Source organism: Streptomyces sp. NPDC050433 (genome assembly GCF_044458565.1).
Taxonomy (GTDB): Bacteria; Actinomycetota; Actinomycetes; order Streptomycetales; family Streptomycetaceae; genus Streptomyces.
Map to the genome: position 1 here is coordinate 90,156 of NZ_JBITIB010000001.1, position 17,766 is coordinate 107,921.

The window sequence follows — 17,766 nt, forward strand, 5'->3', positions numbered from 1 at the left end:
GGAGCTAGCGGACGTAACAGAGAGAGGTAAATCCAATGGCTGGACCCCAGCGCCGCGGAAGCGGTGCCGGTGGCGGCGAGCGGCGGGACCGGAAGGGCCGTGACGGTGGCGCTGCCGCCGAGAAGACCGCGTACGTCGAGCGTGTCGTCGCGATCAACCGTGTCGCCAAGGTCGTGAAGGGTGGTCGTCGCTTCAGCTTCACCGCGCTGGTCGTGGTGGGCGACGGTGACGGCACCGTGGGTGTCGGTTACGGCAAGGCCAAGGAGGTGCCGGCCGCCATCGCCAAGGGTGTTGAGGAGGCCAAGAAGCACTTCTTCAAGGTCCCCCGTATCCAGGGCACCATCCCGCACCCGATCCAGGGTGAGAAGGCGGCTGGCGTCGTCCTGCTCAAGCCCGCGTCCCCCGGTACCGGCGTTATCGCCGGTGGCCCGGTGCGTGCCGTGCTTGAGTGCGCCGGCGTCCACGACATCCTGTCGAAGTCGCTCGGTTCGTCGAACCCGATCAACATCGTGCACGCGACCGTGGCGGCCCTCCAGGGTCTGCAGCGTCCCGAGGAGATCGCGGCCCGCCGCGGTCTGCCCCTTGAGGACGTCGCCCCCGCGGCTCTGCTTCGTGCGCGTGCGGGAGCGGGTGCGTGATGGCCCGTCTCAAGATCACGCAGACGAAGTCGTACATCGGCAGCAAGCAGAACCACCGCGACACCCTTCGTTCGCTGGGCCTCAAGCGGCTCAACGACGTGGTTGTCAAGGAGGACCGTCCCGAGTTCCGCGGCATGGCCAACACCGTGCGGCACCTCGTGACGGTTGAGGAGGTCGACTGACATGGCGGAGCAGAAGCCGCTGAAGGTCCACAACCTCCGTCCTGCCCCCGGAGCCAAGACCGCCAAGACCCGTGTGGGCCGTGGCGAGGCGTCCAAGGGCAAGACCGCGGGTCGTGGCACCAAGGGCACCAAGGCCCGTTACCAGGTTCCGGAGCGCTTCGAGGGCGGGCAGATGCCCCTCCACATGCGTCTCCCGAAGCTCAAGGGCTTCAAGAACCCGTTCCGTACCGAGTACCAGGTCGTGAACCTGGACAAGCTGGCCGAGCTCTACCCGCAGGGTGGCGAGGTCACGGTGGCCGATCTGGTCGACAAGGGTGCGGTCCGCAAGAACAGCCTCGTCAAGGTCCTGGGCCAGGGCGAGATCTCCGTGGCACTGACGGTTTCGGTTGACGCCGCTTCCGGCTCCGCCAAGGAGAAGATTGCCGCCGCGGGCGGCTCCGTCACCGAGCTTGTCTGACACGTCTCGGACAAGTTGATGGACTGAACACCCGACCGGGGATGCCTCTCAAAAGGGGCATCCCCGGTTGGTCGTTCCTAGGGGGGCAGGTACGCCGGTAAGGTGGCGTGCACTGTTGCTGTATTGAACCCCGGGGGTCCGCCCCCGGACCCCGAGCCACGCGGACTCTCCGCAGGGGTGGGCGCGTGGCTTTTTGCCTGATATGTATCCGTCGATCCTCAAGACCGTCACCCTTGACGCGCGAGCGCGGGGGTCGCAGGAGGCACCGTGCTCACCGCGTTCGCCCGGGCGTTCAAGACGCCCGACCTGCGCAAGAAGCTGCTCTTCACGCTGTTCATCATCGTGCTGTACCGGTTCGGGGCGCACATCCCCGTACCCGGCGTCAGTTACGAGAATGTCCAGACGTGCGTCGACGCAGCGCAGAAGGGCAACAACAGCCTGTTCGGGCTGGTGAACATGTTCAGCGGCGGAGCGCTGCTGCAGATTACGATCTTCGCGCTCGGCATCATGCCGTACATCACGGCAAGCATCATCCTGCAGCTGCTGACTGTGGTCATCCCCCGACTCGAAGCCCTCAAGAAGGAAGGGCAGTCCGGTCAGGCCAAGATCACCCAGTACACCCGATACCTGACAGTCGCCCTCGCGGTGCTCCAGGGCACCGGCCTGGTGGCGACCGCCCGCAGCGGCGCGCTCTTCAGCGGCTGCCCGGTCGCCTCGGAGATCGTCCCCGACCAGTCGATCTTCATCACCGTCACGATGGTCATCACGATGACCGCCGGTACGGCCGCCGTCATGTGGCTCGGTGAGATGATCACCGACAAGGGCATCGGCAACGGCATGTCCATCCTGATGTTCATCTCCATCGCCGCCGGCTTCCCCGGCGCGCTGTGGGCCATCAAGGAGAGCGGCAAGCTCGCTCAGGGCTGGATCGAGTTCGGCACGGTCATTCTCATCGGCTTCGTGATGGTGGGACTGGTCGTCTTCGTCGAGCAGGCTCAGCGCCGGATCCCCGTCCAGTACGCGAAGCGCATGATCGGGCGCAGGTCCTACGGCGGTACGTCCACGTACATCCCGCTGAAGGTCAACCAGGCGGGTGTGATTCCCGTCATCTTCGCGTCGTCGCTGCTCTACATCCCGGCGCTGATCGCGCAGTTCTCCAGCTCGCAGTCCGGCTGGAAGACCTGGATCGAAGCCCACTTCATCAAGGGTGACCACCCGTACTACATCGCGACCTACTTCGTACTGGTCGTGTTCTTCGCCTTCTTCTACGTGGCGATCACGTTCAACCCCGAAGAAGTCGCGGACAACATGAAGAAGTATGGTGGCTTCATCCCGGGCATCCGGGCAGGTCGACCTACTGCCGAGTATCTGAGTTACGTACTCAACCGGATCACTTGGCCGGGCTCGCTGTACCTGGGGTTGATCGCTCTCGTACCAACGATGGCGTTGGCAGGCTTCGGTGGCGCGAACCAGAACTTCCCGTTCGGCGGGACAAGCATCCTGATCATCGTGGGTGTGGGTCTGGAGACCGTGAAGCAGATCGAGAGCCAGCTCCAGCAGCGTAATTACGAAGGGTTCCTCCGCTGATGCGAATCGTCCTCGTCGGACCGCCCGGTGCCGGCAAGGGAACGCAGGCTGCGTACCTCGCCGAGAACCTCTCCATTCCGCACATCTCCACAGGTGACCTCTTCCGCGCCAACATCAGCCAGGGCACCGACCTCGGCAAGCAGGCGAAGAGCTACATGGACGTCGGGAACCTGGTTCCCGACGAGGTCACCATCGCGATGGCGCTGGATCGGATGGGGCAGCCGGACGCCACGAACGGCTTCCTTCTGGACGGCTTTCCCCGCAACGTCTCGCAGGCCGAAGCGCTCGACAAGGCGCTCACGGCCGAGGGGTTGCACCTGGACGCCGTGCTGGATCTGGAGGTCGACGAGGACGAAGTGGTCAAGCGGATCGCCGGTCGGCGCATCTGCCGCAACGACAGCTCGCACGTCTTCCACGTCACATACAGCCCGCCGGAGGAGCAGGGCGTGTGCGACGTGTGCGGCGGCGAGCTGTACCAGCGGGACGACGACTCCGAGGAGACGGTCCGCACGCGGCTGGAGGTCTACCACACGCAGACCGAGCCGATCATCGACCACTACCGTGAGCAGGGCCTTGTGGTCACCATCTCCGCGCTGGGCAAGGTCGCCGAGGTGACCAAGCGCGCGATGGCGGCTCTGGAGGAAGGGGGCCGGGCCGCATAGGTCCGGTTCACCGCGCTTCATCAAGTACGGCACAGTGATACGGCCGGGGCGCCCCCGATGGGGCACCACGGCCGTACTGCTGTCCGGGGACTACCGTGGATGTCCCGCCGCGAGCGCCGCGGACGACGACAATTGACCGACCCAGCGATTCATCGACCGAGTGAGGCAGGCCGCCGGCATGGTGGAGATCAAGACCCCCGAGCAGATCGCGAAGATGCGTGAGGCGGGGCTGGTCGTGGCCGCGATCCACGCGGCCACCGGCGAGGCCGCGGTACCCGGCGCCACCACGAAGGACCTGGACGAGGTCGCGCGCAAGGTCCTCGCCGACCACGGCGCGAAGCCCAACTTCCTTGGCTACGGCGGGTTCCCCGCGACGATCTGCACCTCGGTCAACGAGGTCGTGGTGCACGGGATCCCGGACACCAAGACCGTGCTGAAGGACGGCGACATCATCTCCGTCGACGCCGGCGCGATCGTGGACGGCTGGCACGGCGACGCGGCCTTCACCGCGTTCGTCGGCGACGGTCACGCACCGGAGCTGATCGAGCTGTCCCGCGTGACGGAGGAGTCGATGTGGGCGGGGATCGCCGCGATGCGGCTCGGTAACCGGCTGGTCGACGTGTCGCGGGCGATCGAGACGTACATCCGCCGCCAGCCGAAGCCGGGCGGCGGGAAGTACGGCATCGTCGAGGACTACGGCGGGCACGGCATCGGCAGCCAGATGCATATGGACCCGCACCTGCTGAACTACGTCTCACGCAAGCGCGGCAAGGGCCCGAAGCTGGTGCCCGGCTTCTGCCTGGCGATCGAGCCGATGGTGTCGCTCGGCACGGCGCAGACGGAGGTCCTGGCCGACGAGTGGACGGTCATCACGACCGACGGCACCTGGTCCTCGCACTGGGAGCACTCGGTCGCGCTGACGGAGGACGGCCCCCTGGTGTTGACGGCGGTCGACGGCGGTAAGGCGAAGCTGGCGGAGCTGGGCGTCACGGCGGCGCCGGATCCGCTGGGGTGATCGGCGGCCTTTGGGGTGAGCCGTATGGGGCGCACCGGGGTGTCCAAGGATTGACGATCTCCGAGCGTGGGCAAACTCAACGGATTCGTCTTTTCGAGGGCCCTGCCGTAGACTGACTCGTCGGCTCTGGTGTATCCGTGTGCCCACATACGGTGTCCAGAATCGATCAAGGTAGCCGATTCGAAGGGCGAAGCGTGGCCAAGAAGCAAGGTGCCATCGAAATTGAGGGCACCGTGATCGAGTCCCTCCCGAACGCCATGTTCAAGGTGGAGCTCCAGAACGGTCACAAGGTCCTCGCGCACATCAGCGGCAAGATGCGGATGCACTACATCCGGATCCTCCCTGATGACCGGGTCGTGGTGGAGCTGTCTCCCTACGACCTGACGCGTGGCCGGATCGTCTACCGATACAAGTAGATCTTGCCTCACCCCGCCTCACGGGGTGCCGGCACTGACCCGGAGAACCTCACACCATGAAGGTCAAGCCGAGCGTCAAGAAGATCTGCGACAAGTGCAAGGTGATCCGCCGTCACGGCCGGGTCATGGTCATCTGCGACAACCTGCGCCACAAGCAGCGCCAGGGCTGACGCACGACCCCCTGCCTCTCGCAGTACTTCGCGCGACGCGAGCGAAAACGTATATACGCAGTGTCCGACGTCATCCGCACCAGCTGATGGCGCCGACACCCCCGGCGGAGGCCGGAGACCCGGAGAGAACGTCCGGGAGAGTCACTGCGGAAGACCTCCGAAATCACCCAGGAGCCATGCATGGCACGCCTCGCAGGCGTTGACCTCCCGCGCGAAAAGCGCGTCGAGGTCGCCCTCACCTATGTCTTCGGCATCGGGCGCACCCGGTCCAAGGAGACCCTCGCCGCCACCGGCGTCGACCCCAACGTCCGCGTCCGCGACCTTGCCGAGGAAGACCTCGTCAAGATCCGTGAGTACGTGGACAACAACCTCAAGACCGAGGGTGACCTCCGTCGCGAGATCCAGGCCGACATCCGCCGCAAGGTCGAGATCGGCAGCTACCAGGGTCTGCGCCACCGTCGCGGCCTGCCGGTCCACGGCCAGCGCACGAGCACGAACGCCCGTACCCGCAAGGGTCCGCGTCGCGCCATCGCCGGCAAGAAGAAGCCGGGCAAGAAGTAGTCCTCAGCGGACGCTCATCAGCGGTCTTCGCTGTAGGACCGACCACCTCCCGTAGGAGTAATAGATGCCCCCCAAGGGTCGTCAGGGCGCTGCCAAGAAGGTGCGCCGCAAGGAAAAGAAGAACGTCGCTCACGGGCACGCCCACATCAAGAGCACGTTCAACAACACCATCGTCTCGATCACGGACCCCTCGGGCAACGTGATCTCCTGGGCCTCCGCCGGCCACGTCGGCTTCAAGGGCTCGCGCAAGTCCACCCCCTTCGCCGCGCAGATGGCCGCCGAGTCGGCCGCCCGCCGCGCGCAGGAGCACGGCATGCGCAAGGTCGACGTCTTCGTCAAGGGTCCCGGCTCCGGCCGTGAGACCGCGATCCGCTCGCTCCAGGCCACCGGCCTGGAGGTGGGCTCGATCCAGGACGTCACCCCCACCCCGCACAACGGCTGCCGCCCCCCGAAGCGTCGCCGCGTTTGATTCTTCGCACCCCCTGAGGGTGCGGATCGCGGGCGGTACGGGGCCTTCGTCCCGTACCGCCCGTACCCTTGTTCTGTTGGCATCAAATAGCGGGTGCCAAGACTGGAGGCAATTCCATGCTTATCGCTCAGCGTCCGTCGCTGACCGAAGAGGTCGTCGACGAATACCGCTCGCGGTTCGTGATCGAGCCCCTGGAGCCGGGTTTCGGCTACACGCTCGGTAACTCTCTGCGTCGTACGCTCCTCTCCTCGATCCCCGGAGCCGCTGTCACCAGCATCCGGATCGACGGGGTCCTGCACGAGTTCACCACCGTGCCGGGCGTCAAGGAGGACGTCACCGACCTCATCCTCAACATCAAGCAGCTCGTCGTCTCCTCGGAGCACGACGAGCCGGTCGTGATGTACCTGCGCAAGCAGGGCCCCGGCCTGGTCACCGCCGCCGACATCGCGCCCCCGGCCGGTGTCGAGGTCCACAACCCGGACCTCGTCCTGGCGACGCTGAACGGCAAGGGCAAGCTGGAGATGGAGCTGACCGTCGAGCGCGGTCGCGGCTACGTCTCCGCCGTGCAGAACAAGCAGGTGGGCCAGGAGATCGGCCGTATCCCGGTCGACTCCATCTACTCGCCGGTGCTCAAGGTCACGTACAAGGTCGAGGCGACCCGTGTCGAGCAGCGCACCGACTTCGACAAGCTGATCGTCGACGTCGAGACCAAGCAGGCCATGCGCCCGCGTGACGCCATGGCGTCCGCCGGTAAGACCCTGGTCGAGCTGTTCGGTCTGGCGCGCGAGCTCAACATCGACGCCGAGGGCATCGACATGGGCCCGTCGCCGACGGACGCGGCGCTCGCCGCCGATCTCGCCCTGCCGATCGAGGAGCTTGAGCTCACCGTTCGGTCGTACAACTGCCTCAAGCGCGAGGGCATCCACTCCGTGGGTGAGCTGGTGGCGCGGTCCGAGGCGGACCTGCTCGACATCCGCAACTTCGGCGCCAAGTCGATCGACGAGGTCAAGGCGAAGCTGGCCGGCATGGGCCTGGCCCTGAAGGACAGCCCGCCCGGATTCGACCCGACGGCCGCGGCGGACGCGTTCGGCGCGGACGACGACGCGGACGCCGGGTTCGTGGAGACCGAGCAGTACTGAAGCCTTTCCGTGGACGACCGTCTGCGGGGAACTGACACCGGTACCTGATACGGCCGGTGCAGATATGAAGGAGTAACACCATGCCGAAGCCCGCCAAGGGTGCCCGTCTGGGCGGCAGCGCCGCGCACGAGCGGCTGCTTCTCGCGAACCTCGCGAAGGCGCTGTTCGAGCACGGCAAGATCACGACGACCGAGGCCAAGGCCCGCCGGCTGCGTCCGGTCGCCGAGCGTCTGGTCACCAAGGCGAAGAAGGGCGACATCCACAACCGTCGCCTCGTTCTCCAGACGATCACGGACAAGAGCATCGTGCACACGCTGTTCACCGAGATCGCTCCGCGTTACGAGAACCGCCCCGGTGGCTACACCCGCATCACCAAGATCGGCCCCCGTCGTGGCGACAACGCCCCGATGGCGGTCATCGAGCTGGTCGAGGCCCTGACCGTGGCGCAGAAGGCCACCGGTGAGGCCGAGGCCGCGACGAAGCGCGCCGTCAAGGAAGACGCCCTCAAGAAGGACGCCCTCGCCAAGGAGGACGCCCCCGTCGAGGACGCCAAGCCGGTCGAGGCGGAGTCCACGGACGAATCCAAGGACGAGTCCAAGGACGCCTGACCGTTTTCCAGGTCGCAGGACGGGCCCGCATCTCCCCGTAGGGGCGGTGCGGGCCCGTCCCGTTTCGAGAGGAGCTGCGGGTGAGTGAGGACATCGAGGGTGCGGCGCCCGGGTTCGTACGGGTGCGGCTCGATCTGAGTTACGACGGGAAGGACTTCTCCGGCTGGGCGCGGCAGGCCACCCGGCGGACCGTCCAGGGGGACATCGAGGACGCGCTGAAGGTCGTGACGCGGTCGGCGCGGACGTACGACCTGACCGTCGCGGGGCGTACGGACGCGGGCGTGCACGCCCGCGGGCAGGTCGCGCACGTCGATCTGCCCGCCGAGCTGTGGGCCGAGCACCGGGAGAAGCTGCTGAGGCGCCTCGCGGGGCGCCTCGCGCACGACGTACGGGTGTGGAGGGTCGAGGAGGCGCCCGAGGGCTTCAACGCCCGTTTCTCGGCGATCTGGCGGCGGTACGCCTACCGGGTCACCGACGATCCGGGAGGCGTCGACCCGCTGCTGCGCAGCCATGTCCTGTGGCACGACTGGGCGTTGGACGTGGACGCGATGAACGCGGCATCGGCCGGGCTGCTCGGCGAGCACGACTTCGCCGCGTACTGCAAGCGCCGCGAGGGCGCGACGACGATCCGCACCCTCCAGCGGCTGGACTGGGAGCGGGACGCGCACGGCGTCGTCACCGCGACCGTGCGGGCCGATGCCTTCTGCCACAACATGGTGCGCTCGCTCGTCGGCGCGCTGTTGTTCGTCGGCGACGGGCACCGGCCCGTGGAGTGGCCCGCGAAGGTGCTGGCCGCCGGGGTACGGGACTCGGCCGTCCATGTCGTACGGCCGCACGGCCTCACCCTGGAGGAGGTCGGCTACCCGGCCGACGACCAGCTCGCCGCGCGCAACCGGCTGGCCCGCAACAAGCGGACCCTGCCGGCCGCCGGCACCACGGCGTCAGTCCTCGACGGGTGCGGTGGCTGCTGCTGACGCCTGGGTCTCGCCGCGCTCGCGGATCTGGAGGAAGGTGAACTCCGCGACGTCGTCGCCGATGGTGTAGACGTCCTTGTCGCTCTTGACGACGTCCTTGCCGTTGGTGAAGCCGCCGACCGTGAAGTACACGTACCGGCCGATGGAGTTGGTGGTCTTGCGGCAGATCGTGCCGCCCCGGCAGAACGTCTCGACACCCGACCCGGAGAGCGACGCCAGACCGCCGCGCGCCTCCTTCTTCGCCTTCAGCGCCTGCGTCTCCGTGGAGAAGACGGCGACGCCGACGGTCACCGCCGTGTCGCCGCGGGTGTACGTCGCGCGGATGACCTGGTCGCAGGTGTTGGCGGCGAGGATCGAGCCGAGGGCGCCCTGGGTCGCGCCCGCGCAGTTCGTGGTGCGGTTCGTCGCGCCCTTGGTGTAGTCGCGGTCGCCCTTCGTCAGCTTCGAGCCGGGGAAGAGGGTGTCGGCGCTGAGCGGCGCCGTGTCCTTGTCCTCGGTGGAGATGAAGTCCATCGGGTCCGGCGGCGGCAGCGGCACCGCGTCGGAGAAGGACGGCTCGGGCTCGGCGCTCTCGCTGGGCAGGCCGGGCGCCGCGGGCAGGTCGCTCGCGTTCTTGTCGTTCGCCCGGTCCCCGCCGTCGCCGTTCATGGACACGACGGCCGTCGCGACGATCGCCGCGACGGCGGCGGTCGCCAGCACACCGCCGCCGATCAGCATCCACCGCCTGCGGCGGGTCCGCTGTGCCGAGGCGTCGGCGAGCGCGGCCCAGTCCGGTGTCTGCCCCTGCGGGTCACTCGGTCCGTACGGCCCCTGTGGGGGCGGCCCGTAAGGCCCCCCTTGACCAAAGCTCATGGCGGGAGTTTACCGCCGGACCCGGCCGCCGCCGTAAGCGGAATTCGGTTGGAGAGTGGGACCTTGGCGGTGACAATGCGAGGCATGGGACATCTGGAGGCCGCGCACCTTGAGTACTACCTTCCGGACGGGCGGGTGCTCCTCGGCGACGCCTCGTTCCGGGTGGGCGAGGGCGCCGTCGTGGCGCTCGTGGGTGCCAACGGCGCGGGGAAGACGACGCTGCTGCGGCTGATCGCGGGGGAGCTGCAGCCGCACGGCGGCACGGTGACCGTCAGCGGCGGGCTCGGCGTCATGCCGCAGTTCGTGGGCTCGGTGCGCGACGACCGTACGGTCCGTGACCTGCTGGTCTCGGTCGCGCAGCCGCGGATCCGCGAGGCGGCCCGCGCGGTGGACGAGGCCGAGCACCTGATCATGACGGTCGACGACGAGGCCGCGCAGATGCGGTACGCGCAGGCGCTCAGCGACTGGGCGGAGGCGCGCGGGTACGAGGCCGAGACCCTGTGGGACGTGTGCACGACGGCCGCGCTGGGTGTCCCGTACGAGAAGGCGCAGTTCCGCGCGCTGACCACGCTGTCGGGCGGCGAGCAGAAGCGGCTGGTGCTGGAGGCGCTGCTGCGCGGGCCCGACGAGGTCCTGCTGCTGGACGAGCCGGACAACTATCTCGACGTGCCGGGGAAGCGATGGCTGGAGGAGCGGCTGGGGGAGACCCGTAAGACGGTGCTGTTCGTCTCCCACGACCGGGAGCTGCTGGCCAGGGCGGCGGAGAAGATCGTCAGCGTGGAGCCGAGCCCGGCCGGGTCGGACGTGTGGGTGCACGGCGCCGGTTTCGGTACGTACCACGAGGCCCGGCGCGAGCGTTTCGCGCGCTTCGAGGAGCTGAAGCGGCGCTGGGACGAGGAGCACGCGCGGCTGAAGGCGCTGGTGCACCGGCTGCGGCAGCAGGCGGCGATCAGCCCCGACATGGCGTCGCGCTACCGGGCGATGCAGACGCGCTTCAAGAAGTTCGAGGACGCCGGGCCGCCCCCCGAGCCGCCGCGCGAGCAGGAGATCCGGATGCGGCTCAAGGGCGGCCGGACCGGGGTGCGGGCGGTGACGTGCACCGATCTGGAGCTGACCGGGCTGATGAAGCCGTTCTCGCTGGAGATCTACTACGGCGAGCGGGTCGCGGTCCTCGGGTCGAACGGCTCCGGCAAGTCGCACTTCCTGCGGCTGCTCGCGGGCGACACGTCGGTCGCGCACACGGGGGAGTGGAAGCTGGGCGCGCGTGTCGTGCCCGGCCACTTCGCGCAGACGCACGCGCATCCGGAGCTGCTGGGGCGGCCCCTGGTCGACATCCTGTGGACCGAGCACGCGAAGGACCGGGGCGGCGCGATGAGCGTGCTGCGGCGGTACGAGCTGGAGCGGCAGGGGGACCAGCCGTTCGACAAGCTGTCGGGCGGGCAGCAGGCGCGCTTCCAGATCCTGCTGCTGGAGCTGGGCGGGACGACGGCGCTGTTGCTGGACGAGCCGACGGACAACTTGGACCTGGAGTCGGCGGAGGCGTTGCAGGACGGGCTGGAGGCGTACGAGGGGACGGTGCTGGCGGTTACGCATGACCGGTGGTTCGCGAGGAGCTTCGACCGGTATCTGGTGTTCGGTTCGGACGGGGTGGTGCGGGAGTCGGTGGAGCCGGTGTGGGACGAGCGGCGGGTGGCGCGGGCGCGGTGATCTTTTCCAGCCCGTCCGGCGTTCGAGGTCCGGGGTCCGGGGCCGAACCCCGGGCGGCGTCCTCGTTTTGACCCGTACGGCGCACCCTGGGTATCCTTCTGGTTCGTTATGCGTATTGGCTTGTTCATTCTCACGTGAGAGGCCCTTACGCCGGTCCACCGGGCCGATGATCCAGCGGCAGGCACGGGTTGCGTCCCCGTATGTCTGCCAGGGCTGTCGTGATCGTCCGGGTGGCCTTGTCAGGACCCACTCACTGAAGAAGCGAAGGCTACGACCGTGCGTACGTACAGCCCCAAGCCCGGCGATGTCACGCGCCAGTGGCACATCATCGACGCGCAGGACATCGTCCTGGGCCGTCTGGCGACTACGGCAGCGAACCTCCTCCGGGGCAAGCACAAGCCGATCTACGCCCCTCACATGGACATGGGCGACTTCGTCGTCATCATCAACGCCGACAAGGTCCACCTGTCCGGCAACAAGAAGACCCAGAAGATGGCGTACCGCCACTCCGGCTACCCGGGTGGTCTGCGTTCCGTCCGCTACGACGAGCTGCTGGCCAAGAACCCCGAGAAGGCCGTGGAGAAGGCCATCAAGGGCATGATCCCCAAGAACACCCTGGGCCGTCAGATGCTCTCGAAGCTGAAGGTCTACGCGGGGGACCAGCACCCGCACGCCGCTCAGCAGCCGGTCCCGTTCGAGATCACCCAGGTCGCGCAGTAATTCCGGCCACCGCCTAAGACGAAAAGAAATCTGAGGAACATCGTGGCCGAGACCACTGCAGAGACCCCCGTCGACGCCCCCGAGGGCGAGGAGACCTTCGCCGAGGTGACGACTTTCGAGTCGGAGACCCCCGTCGAGGGCGAGTACACCTCCGAGTCGCTGGCCTCCCGCTTCGGCGACCCCCAGCCGGCCGCCGGCCTGGGCCGTCGTAAGAACGCCATCGCCCGCGTCCGGATCGTTCCGGGCACCGGCAAGTGGAAGATCAACGGGCGTACGCTTGAGGACTACTTCCCGAACAAGGTCCACCAGCAGGCTGTCAACGAGCCCTTCAAGGTGCTTGAGCTGGACAACCGCTACGACGTCATCGCCCGTATCTCGGGTGGCGGCGTCTCCGGCCAGGCCGGCGCCCTGCGCCTCGGTGTGGCCCGTTCGCTGAACGAGGCGGACGTCGACAACAACCGCGGTCCGCTGAAGAAGGCCGGCTTCCTGAGCCGCGACGACCGTGCGGTCGAGCGTAAGAAGGCCGGTCTGAAGAAGGCCCGCAAGGCGCCGCAGTACAGCAAGCGCTAAACGCTCGCTCGGCCTTACCACGCCATGGCCCTTACGGCTTCACGGCGTATGTATGGCATATGTTCGCCCCGGCGGCACTCTGTGCTGCCGGGGCGTTCGTTTTCCGGGCTCTTCGGGGCAACAACCTGAGCACTTTTCGGAGGGACAGCTGTGGGACGACTCTTCGGCACGGACGGCGTGCGCGGTATCGCCAACGCGGATCTGACGGCGGAGCTGACGCTCGGCCTCTCGGTCGCGGCGGCACATGTACTCGCCGAGGCGGGCACGTTCGAGGGCCATCGGCCGACGGCGGTGGTCGGGCGCGATCCCCGTGCGTCGGGTGAGTTCCTGGAGGCCGCGGTGGTCGCGGGTCTCGCGAGCGCGGGCGTGGACGTCCTGCGCGTCGGTGTGCTGCCCACCCCCGCGGTGGCGTATCTCACCGGTGCGCTGGGCGCCGACCTCGGCGTGATGCTCTCCGCGAGCCACAACGCCATGCCGGACAACGGCGTGAAGTTCTTCGCGCGCGGCGGTCACAAGCTGGCCGACGAGCTGGAGGACCGGATCGAGGCCGTTTATGACGAGCACCGCACGGGTGCCCCGTGGGAGCGGCCGACCGGTGCGGGCGTGGGCCGGGTCCGTACCTACGACGAGGGCTTCGACCAGTACGTCGCGCATCTGATCGGGGTGCTGCCGAACCGGCTCGACGGGCTCAAGGTCGTCCTGGACGAGGCGCACGGCGCCGCCGCCCGCGTGTCGCCGGAGGCGTTCACGCGCGCCGGCGCCGAGATCGTCACGATCGGCGCGGAGCCGGACGGCCTGAACATCAACGACGGCTGCGGCTCCACCCATCTGGAGCTGCTGAAGGCCGCGGTCGTCGAGCACGGCGCGGACCTCGGCATCGCGCACGACGGCGACGCCGACCGCTGCCTCGCCGTGGACGCGGCGGGCGAGGAGGTCGACGGCGACCAGATTCTCGCCGTGCTGGCGCTCGCGATGCGCGAGGCGGGCACGCTGCGCGGTGACGCGGTCGTGGGCACGGTCATGTCCAACCTCGGCTTCAAGATCGCGATGGAGCGTGAGGGCATCACCCTCGTACAGACGGCCGTTGGCGACCGTTACGTACTGGAGTCGATGAAGGAGCACGGTTACGCGCTGGGCGGCGAGCAGTCCGGGCACGTCATCGTCCTCGACCACGCGACGACCGGCGACGGCACGCTGACGGGCCTGATGCTGGCGGCGCGCGTGGCGAGCACGGGCCGTTCGCTGGCGGACCTGGCGGGTGTGATGCGGCGGCTGCCGCAGGTGCTGATCAATGTGCCGGATGTGGACAAGTCGCGGGTCACGACGTCGGCGGAGCTGGCGGCGGCGGTGGCGGAGGCCGAGCAGCAGCTCGGGTCGACGGGCCGGGTGCTGCTGCGGTCGTCGGGTACGGAGCCGCTGGTACGGGTGATGGTGGAGGCGGCCGACATCGAACAGGCGCGGGCGGTCGCGGGGCGGCTGGCGGACGTGGTGAAGTCGGCGCTGGGGTAGGGGAGTTGGGGTACGGGAGTTGAGGTGGGGGAGGTGGGGGCCGGATTGCCGGCCCCCTTCCTCGTGTCAGTTCCCTGGATCAGACCTTCTGGGCGCGGTCGTAGACGTCGTGGCGGACTTCGGGTGGCTGGTCGCCCTGATCGCAGCATCACCACGCAGGACGAGCAGCCTCGCGTACTCCTCCCGGCGGCCGAGCCGGCCGAGCTGGAGTACTGGGCACAGCGGAGCGACGGTGACCCGCTCCCCCTCCCGGACGCGGCGCCGGAGCGCCCGGTGAGCCCCCAACGGGCGGGTGAACGGCTCCTGTTCGGTACCGCCGCCCGGGGCTGATCGCGGCAGTCACGGATGCGAGCGGCGCAGTGGCACCACGTTCCACCACGTCAGGCAGCGCAGGACCCACTCCAGCGGCCCGTACCGGAAGCGGGCCAGCCACCAGCGGCTGAAGAGGGCCTGCGCGGTGAGAATGACCGCCGCCAGGGCCATGGCGGTGACCCAGCGGGAGGAGTACCGCAGCTCCAGCGGACCGGCTGCGGCGACCACGACGAGCGTCGCGGTGAGGTAGTTGGTCAGCGCCATCCTGCCGAGCGGTTCGAGGACTGCCGACAGCGGCCGGCCCAGCCGGGTGCGCAGGACGAGCAGCAGCGCGGTGGCGTACGCGGCGGCGCCCAGGAGACCGGCCGCCGCGGCGATCCGCGTGGCGTACGGTCCGGCGGACGGGTAGATGTGCTCCCACCAGCTGACGGCGACCGTACCGACGGCGGCCAGGACGAGTACGACGGCGAGTTGCCCGGTACGGCGGTCCAGCGTGCGGGCGACACCGAGGCGGGCGACGGCGAGCCCGAGCAGGACCAGCCCCGGGTTGGTCGCCAGCCCACCCCCGGCGAGGGTGACCGAGGCGACGAGCCCGAGCAGCCCCGCGGGAAGTACCACCCAGGTCGGCAGCCACGAGGCGGGCAACAGGATCAGCAGCCCGAAGACCGCGTACGGAAGCAGCGCCTCGCCGGGTTGCAGCTGCTGGTGCGCGAGGCCCAGCAGGCCCAGGACCACCAGTCGGCGCACCAGCAGCAGCCGGGGGCGGGGCGACCGGCGTGCCGCGCTGTCCAGGAAGATCGCGAAGCTCAGTCCGAAGAGGAACGCGAAAATGGGGAAGAACCGCTGATGGACGAAGTAGTCCAGGAACGCGGGGACCGGATAGACATTGAGAGCGTCGTCGCGTTTGGACATCTCCATCATCTGATACGGGAGATTGACCAGAAGGATGCCGCAGAGCGCGAAGCCGCGCAGTGAGTCCAGCGCGGTGATCCGGCGTGACGCCCGCGCGGCGGGTTCCTGGGCGGTGGCCTGGTCGGTCGAGGTCGTGGTGTTCATGGTGTTCACGGTGCGGCAGCGGCACCGTACGGCACTTCGGCCGGATGGCCGTTCCCCATCGGCCGGACGGCCGATACGGGCTCCTCCCCGGGGCTGCCCCTGCCTCCGCCTCCGGGGACCGTTTCACTCCGGGAGGCCGGAATGCCCCGAGACCGTGCCCGTCGCCCACGCCCACGCGGCGATCTCCACCCGGTTGCGCACGGCCAGCTTGGACTGGATGTTCGTCAGATGCGTCTTGACGGTCCCGAGCGACAGAAACAGGTCCCCGCAGATCTCCTGGTTGGTGCGCCCCACCGCGACGAGCCGCGCGACGTCCAGCTCACGCGCCGTCAGCGCCGCTCCCGGGTCACGGCCGCCGGAGGCGGACGGACCGCGCCGGCCCTCCAGTTGACGCAGCAGCCGTACCGTGACCGCCGGGGAGATCAGCGCGTCCCCGCGTCGCGCGGCCCGTACCGCCTCGACGAGCAGCGCGGGGCTGGCGTCCTTCAGCAGAAACCCGCAGGCGCCGTGCCGCAGCGCCCGGCTGACGTAGTCGTCCTGGTCGAAGGTGGTGATCACGACGACGCGCATCCGGTCGGCCGACTCGGGTCCGGCCAGGATGCGTGTGACCTCCAGGCCGTCGAGCGCGGGCATCCTGATGTCGACGAGGCACACGTCCGGCCGCAGCCGTCTGGCCATCTCCACGCAGGTGGCACCGTCGGCCGCCTCGCCCACCACCTCGATACCCGGCTGGGCGTCCAGGATCAGCCGGAATCCCGTACGGACCAGATGCTGGTCGTCGGCGATGAGCACCCTGGTCACCGAGGACGCGGTGACGTCTGCTGCCGTCGTCTCACTCACCTGGCCGATCCTGCCATGTCCGCCTCAGGCGGCTGATCCGGCCATGTCCAGCACGGGGAAGACGCCGACGACCCGCCAGCCGCCGTCCGGTGTCCTGCCCGCCTCCAACAGCCCTTCGACCGCTGCCACCCGCTCCTGGAGCCCCACCATCCCGAAGCCCCCACGGCCTCCGACCGGTGACGGTGCGGGCGGCGCGGCCGAGGGCGTGTTGTTGATCTCCACTCGCAGTTGTCCGTCCTCCGCGTCCACCCGTACGGCCACCAGCGTTCCGGGGGCGTGCCGCCGCGCGTTGGTCAGCGACTCCTGCACCACGCGGTGCACGGAGAGCTCCACCTCGGGTGCGAGTCGCGCCGAGCGGGCGGGGGCGGCCACCGAGAGCGTGGCGTCCATGCCGTCCTCGCCACCGGAGAAGCCGGAGACCATGCCGGCCAGTTCGGTGAACAGTTCGCCGGGCCGCTGCGGTGTGCCGTCGACCTCCCGCAGCACCCGCACCAGGCGGCGCATGGAATCCAGCGTCTCCATACCGGACTTCTGGATGCTCTCCAGGATCGGTTCGATGTGTTCCGGCGCCGTCGCCCGGATGGCCAGCCCGGCGTTCGCCTGCACGACGATGCCGGTCACATGGTGGGCGACGAAGTCATGCAGGTCGCGGGCCAGCTCCATCCGCTCCGCCTGGCGGACGCTGTCCATCGCGCGGGCCTGGCTCCTGTCCTGCATGCGGAGGAAGCAGCCGAGGGCGACCACCGCACCGACGCCGAAAGCGAGCGAGTAGGAGCCCGCCAGCATGCCCGGGTTGTTCAGCCGTACCGGGCCGAGGAGCACCGCGATCCCCAGCGCGACGGTGACGTACGGCCGACCGGCCCGCCGGCAGGTCCGGGCGATCAGGATGAGCAGGCATGCCGACTCCAGCATCCCCCAGCCTCCGCCGGCCTTGAGATCCCTGAGCGCCATCACCCCCGTCACCACCAGCGAACCGCACGCCGCGGCCCAGGCACGCCGCTCCAGGGACAGCCACCGGTAGGGCAGCTGCAGCAGTACAGCTGCCACCGGCCCGGACACCAGAGGCAGCAGCCAGCCACGCTCGGAGGTGCGCAGCCCCCCGGTGGCCACCACGTCCCCGAGCCACACCGCGGCGAGCACCGCGTACAGCGCGACGGACAGGGCTCTGTGGACGGGCGAAGAGGGAGGCGGGGCGGTCTTCGGCGGGTCCGCGGTCAGCGGGGAATGCGCGTTCACCACGCGGAGACTAGCCGACGCGGGCCGTCCGGCGGGTCGGCCGAATGGCCGACCCGGGTACTGGGCCCGGGAGTTCGGTTCGGCCT

The 17,766-nt window shown here is 68.9% G+C and carries 22 protein-coding genes; 18 read left to right on the forward strand and 4 right to left on the reverse strand.

Annotated elements, in window-relative coordinates; genetic code table 11:
- The first annotated feature begins 35 nt into the window (after positions 1–35).
- The 13 genes from rpsE (at position 36) to truA (ending at position 8,878) form a co-directional block, all read left to right on the forward strand.
- On the forward strand, positions 36–638 hold the full coding sequence (rpsE, locus tag ACIBLA_RS00480) for a 30S ribosomal protein S5 (protein ID WP_023539330.1): 603 nt from the start codon (positions 36–38) through the stop codon (positions 636–638).
- Complete coding sequence (rpmD, locus tag ACIBLA_RS00485; RefSeq protein WP_041985698.1) at positions 638–820, forward strand: 50S ribosomal protein L30; 183 nt, start codon at positions 638–640, stop codon at positions 818–820. Before rpsE ends, rpmD begins: the two co-directional genes overlap by 1 nt.
- A gap of 1 nt (position 821) precedes the next feature.
- A complete protein-coding gene (gene rplO, locus ACIBLA_RS00490) occupies positions 822–1,277 on the forward strand; it encodes a 50S ribosomal protein L15 (protein ID WP_023539328.1) in 456 nt (151 codons plus the stop codon).
- A 267-nt stretch (positions 1,278–1,544) separates the two neighbouring features.
- Complete coding sequence (gene secY, locus ACIBLA_RS00495) at positions 1,545–2,864, forward strand: preprotein translocase subunit SecY (RefSeq protein WP_078075536.1); 1,320 nt, start codon at positions 1,545–1,547, stop codon at positions 2,862–2,864.
- The gene (locus ACIBLA_RS00500) at positions 2,864–3,526 is read left to right on the forward strand and encodes an adenylate kinase (RefSeq protein WP_363240213.1); all 663 of its coding nucleotides are present in this window, start codon (positions 2,864–2,866) and stop codon (positions 3,524–3,526) included. The genes secY and ACIBLA_RS00500 overlap by 1 nt, the downstream gene beginning before the upstream one ends.
- A gap of 178 nt (positions 3,527–3,704) precedes the next feature.
- Positions 3,705–4,541 carry a type I methionyl aminopeptidase gene (gene map, locus ACIBLA_RS00505; RefSeq protein ID WP_363240289.1) on the forward strand — a complete coding sequence of 279 codons (837 nt, stop codon included), beginning with the start codon at positions 3,705–3,707 and terminating at the stop codon, positions 4,539–4,541.
- A 194-nt stretch (positions 4,542–4,735) separates the two neighbouring features.
- A complete protein-coding gene (gene infA / locus ACIBLA_RS00510) occupies positions 4,736–4,957 on the forward strand; it encodes a translation initiation factor IF-1 (protein ID WP_003956442.1) in 222 nt (73 codons plus the stop codon).
- 56 nt (positions 4,958–5,013) lie between these two features.
- On the forward strand, positions 5,014–5,127 hold the full coding sequence (gene rpmJ / locus ACIBLA_RS00515) for a 50S ribosomal protein L36 (RefSeq protein WP_003956441.1): 114 nt from the start codon (positions 5,014–5,016) through the stop codon (positions 5,125–5,127).
- A 180-nt stretch (positions 5,128–5,307) separates the two neighbouring features.
- The gene (gene rpsM, locus ACIBLA_RS00520; RefSeq protein WP_363240212.1) at positions 5,308–5,688 is read left to right on the forward strand and encodes a 30S ribosomal protein S13; all 381 of its coding nucleotides are present in this window, start codon (positions 5,308–5,310) and stop codon (positions 5,686–5,688) included.
- Positions 5,689–5,752: 64 nt separating this feature from the next.
- Positions 5,753–6,157: a 30S ribosomal protein S11 gene (gene rpsK / locus ACIBLA_RS00525; RefSeq protein ID WP_003956432.1), complete on the forward strand. Its 405-nt coding sequence runs from the start codon at positions 5,753–5,755 to the stop codon at positions 6,155–6,157.
- A 116-nt stretch (positions 6,158–6,273) separates the two neighbouring features.
- On the forward strand, positions 6,274–7,296 hold the full coding sequence (locus ACIBLA_RS00530; protein ID WP_003956430.1) for a DNA-directed RNA polymerase subunit alpha: 1,023 nt from the start codon (positions 6,274–6,276) through the stop codon (positions 7,294–7,296).
- An 80-nt stretch (positions 7,297–7,376) separates the two neighbouring features.
- Positions 7,377–7,904: a 50S ribosomal protein L17 gene (rplQ, locus tag ACIBLA_RS00535; protein ID WP_363240211.1), complete on the forward strand. Its 528-nt coding sequence runs from the start codon at positions 7,377–7,379 to the stop codon at positions 7,902–7,904.
- 80 nt (positions 7,905–7,984) lie between these two features.
- Entirely contained in the window at positions 7,985–8,878 is an 894-nt protein-coding gene (gene truA, locus ACIBLA_RS00540) for a tRNA pseudouridine(38-40) synthase TruA (RefSeq protein ID WP_363240210.1), read from the forward strand.
- Here the strand turns inward: truA and ACIBLA_RS00545 are convergent.
- The gene (locus ACIBLA_RS00545) at positions 8,846–9,730 is read right to left on the reverse strand and encodes a hypothetical protein (protein ID WP_363240209.1); all 885 of its coding nucleotides are present in this window, start codon (positions 9,728–9,730) and stop codon (positions 8,846–8,848) included. The genes truA and ACIBLA_RS00545 overlap by 33 nt on opposite strands.
- A gap of 75 nt (positions 9,731–9,805) precedes the next feature.
- On the opposite strand from ACIBLA_RS00545, the gene ACIBLA_RS00550 reads away from it, so the two are divergent.
- The 5 genes from ACIBLA_RS00550 to ACIBLA_RS00570 all read left to right on the forward strand — a co-directional run bounded on the left by ACIBLA_RS00550 (position 9,806) and on the right by ACIBLA_RS00570 (position 14,566).
- Entirely contained in the window at positions 9,806–11,437 is a 1,632-nt protein-coding gene (locus tag ACIBLA_RS00550) for an ATP-binding cassette domain-containing protein (RefSeq protein WP_363240288.1), read from the forward strand.
- Between the two features lie 276 nt (positions 11,438–11,713).
- Entirely contained in the window at positions 11,714–12,157 is a 444-nt protein-coding gene (rplM, locus tag ACIBLA_RS00555; RefSeq protein WP_023539319.1) for a 50S ribosomal protein L13, read from the forward strand.
- Positions 12,158–12,199: 42 nt separating this feature from the next.
- Positions 12,200–12,727, forward strand: a complete 528-nt coding sequence (gene rpsI, locus ACIBLA_RS00560; RefSeq protein WP_363240208.1) for a 30S ribosomal protein S9 — start codon at positions 12,200–12,202, stop codon at positions 12,725–12,727.
- A 150-nt stretch (positions 12,728–12,877) separates the two neighbouring features.
- Complete coding sequence (gene glmM, locus ACIBLA_RS00565) at positions 12,878–14,236, forward strand: phosphoglucosamine mutase (RefSeq protein ID WP_363240207.1); 1,359 nt, start codon at positions 12,878–12,880, stop codon at positions 14,234–14,236.
- Between the two features lie 123 nt (positions 14,237–14,359).
- Positions 14,360–14,566 carry a hypothetical protein gene (locus tag ACIBLA_RS00570; RefSeq protein WP_363240206.1) on the forward strand — a complete coding sequence of 69 codons (207 nt, stop codon included), beginning with the start codon at positions 14,360–14,362 and terminating at the stop codon, positions 14,564–14,566.
- 9 nt (positions 14,567–14,575) lie between these two features.
- Here the strand turns inward: ACIBLA_RS00570 and ACIBLA_RS00575 are convergent, their stop codons facing one another.
- The 3 genes from ACIBLA_RS00575 to ACIBLA_RS00585 form a co-directional block, all read right to left on the reverse strand.
- The gene (locus ACIBLA_RS00575) at positions 14,576–15,604 is read right to left on the reverse strand and encodes a DUF418 domain-containing protein (RefSeq protein WP_363240205.1); all 1,029 of its coding nucleotides are present in this window, start codon (positions 15,602–15,604) and stop codon (positions 14,576–14,578) included.
- Between the two features lie 123 nt (positions 15,605–15,727).
- A complete protein-coding gene (locus ACIBLA_RS00580) occupies positions 15,728–16,444 on the reverse strand; it encodes a response regulator transcription factor (RefSeq protein ID WP_363240204.1) in 717 nt (238 codons plus the stop codon).
- Between the two features lie 24 nt (positions 16,445–16,468).
- Positions 16,469–17,680, reverse strand: coding sequence for a sensor histidine kinase (locus ACIBLA_RS00585; protein WP_399197404.1), 1,212 nt, complete (start codon positions 17,678–17,680; stop codon positions 16,469–16,471).
- Positions 17,681–17,766: the final 86 nt, after the last annotated feature.

Bases quoted from the DNA above. Each gene is read 5' to 3' on its own strand.
- rpsE (WP_023539330.1), top strand. From the start codon at position 36: ATGGCTGGACCCCAGCGCCGCGGAAGCGGTGCCGGTGGCGGCGAGCGG.
- rpmD (WP_041985698.1), top strand. From the start codon at position 638: ATGGCCCGTCTCAAGATCACGCAGACGAAGTCGTACATCGGCAGCAAG.
- rplO (WP_023539328.1), top strand. From the start codon at position 822: ATGGCGGAGCAGAAGCCGCTGAAGGTCCACAACCTCCGTCCTGCCCCC.
- ACIBLA_RS00500 (WP_363240213.1), top strand. From the start codon at position 2,864: ATGCGAATCGTCCTCGTCGGACCGCCCGGTGCCGGCAAGGGAACGCAG.
- map (WP_363240289.1), top strand. From the start codon at position 3,705: ATGGTGGAGATCAAGACCCCCGAGCAGATCGCGAAGATGCGTGAGGCG.
- rpmJ (WP_003956441.1), top strand. From the start codon at position 5,014: ATGAAGGTCAAGCCGAGCGTCAAGAAGATCTGCGACAAGTGCAAGGTG.
- rpsM (WP_363240212.1), top strand. From the start codon at position 5,308: ATGGCACGCCTCGCAGGCGTTGACCTCCCGCGCGAAAAGCGCGTCGAG.
- rpsK (WP_003956432.1), top strand. From the start codon at position 5,753: ATGCCCCCCAAGGGTCGTCAGGGCGCTGCCAAGAAGGTGCGCCGCAAG.
- ACIBLA_RS00530 (WP_003956430.1), top strand. From the start codon at position 6,274: ATGCTTATCGCTCAGCGTCCGTCGCTGACCGAAGAGGTCGTCGACGAA.
- rplQ (WP_363240211.1), top strand. From the start codon at position 7,377: ATGCCGAAGCCCGCCAAGGGTGCCCGTCTGGGCGGCAGCGCCGCGCAC.
- ACIBLA_RS00545 (WP_363240209.1), bottom strand. From the start codon at position 9,730: ATGAGCTTTGGTCAAGGGGGGCCTTACGGGCCGCCCCCACAGGGGCCG.
- ACIBLA_RS00550 (WP_363240288.1), top strand. From the start codon at position 9,806: ATGCGAGGCATGGGACATCTGGAGGCCGCGCACCTTGAGTACTACCTT.
- ACIBLA_RS00575 (WP_363240205.1), bottom strand. From the start codon at position 15,604: ATGAACACCACGACCTCGACCGACCAGGCCACCGCCCAGGAACCCGCC.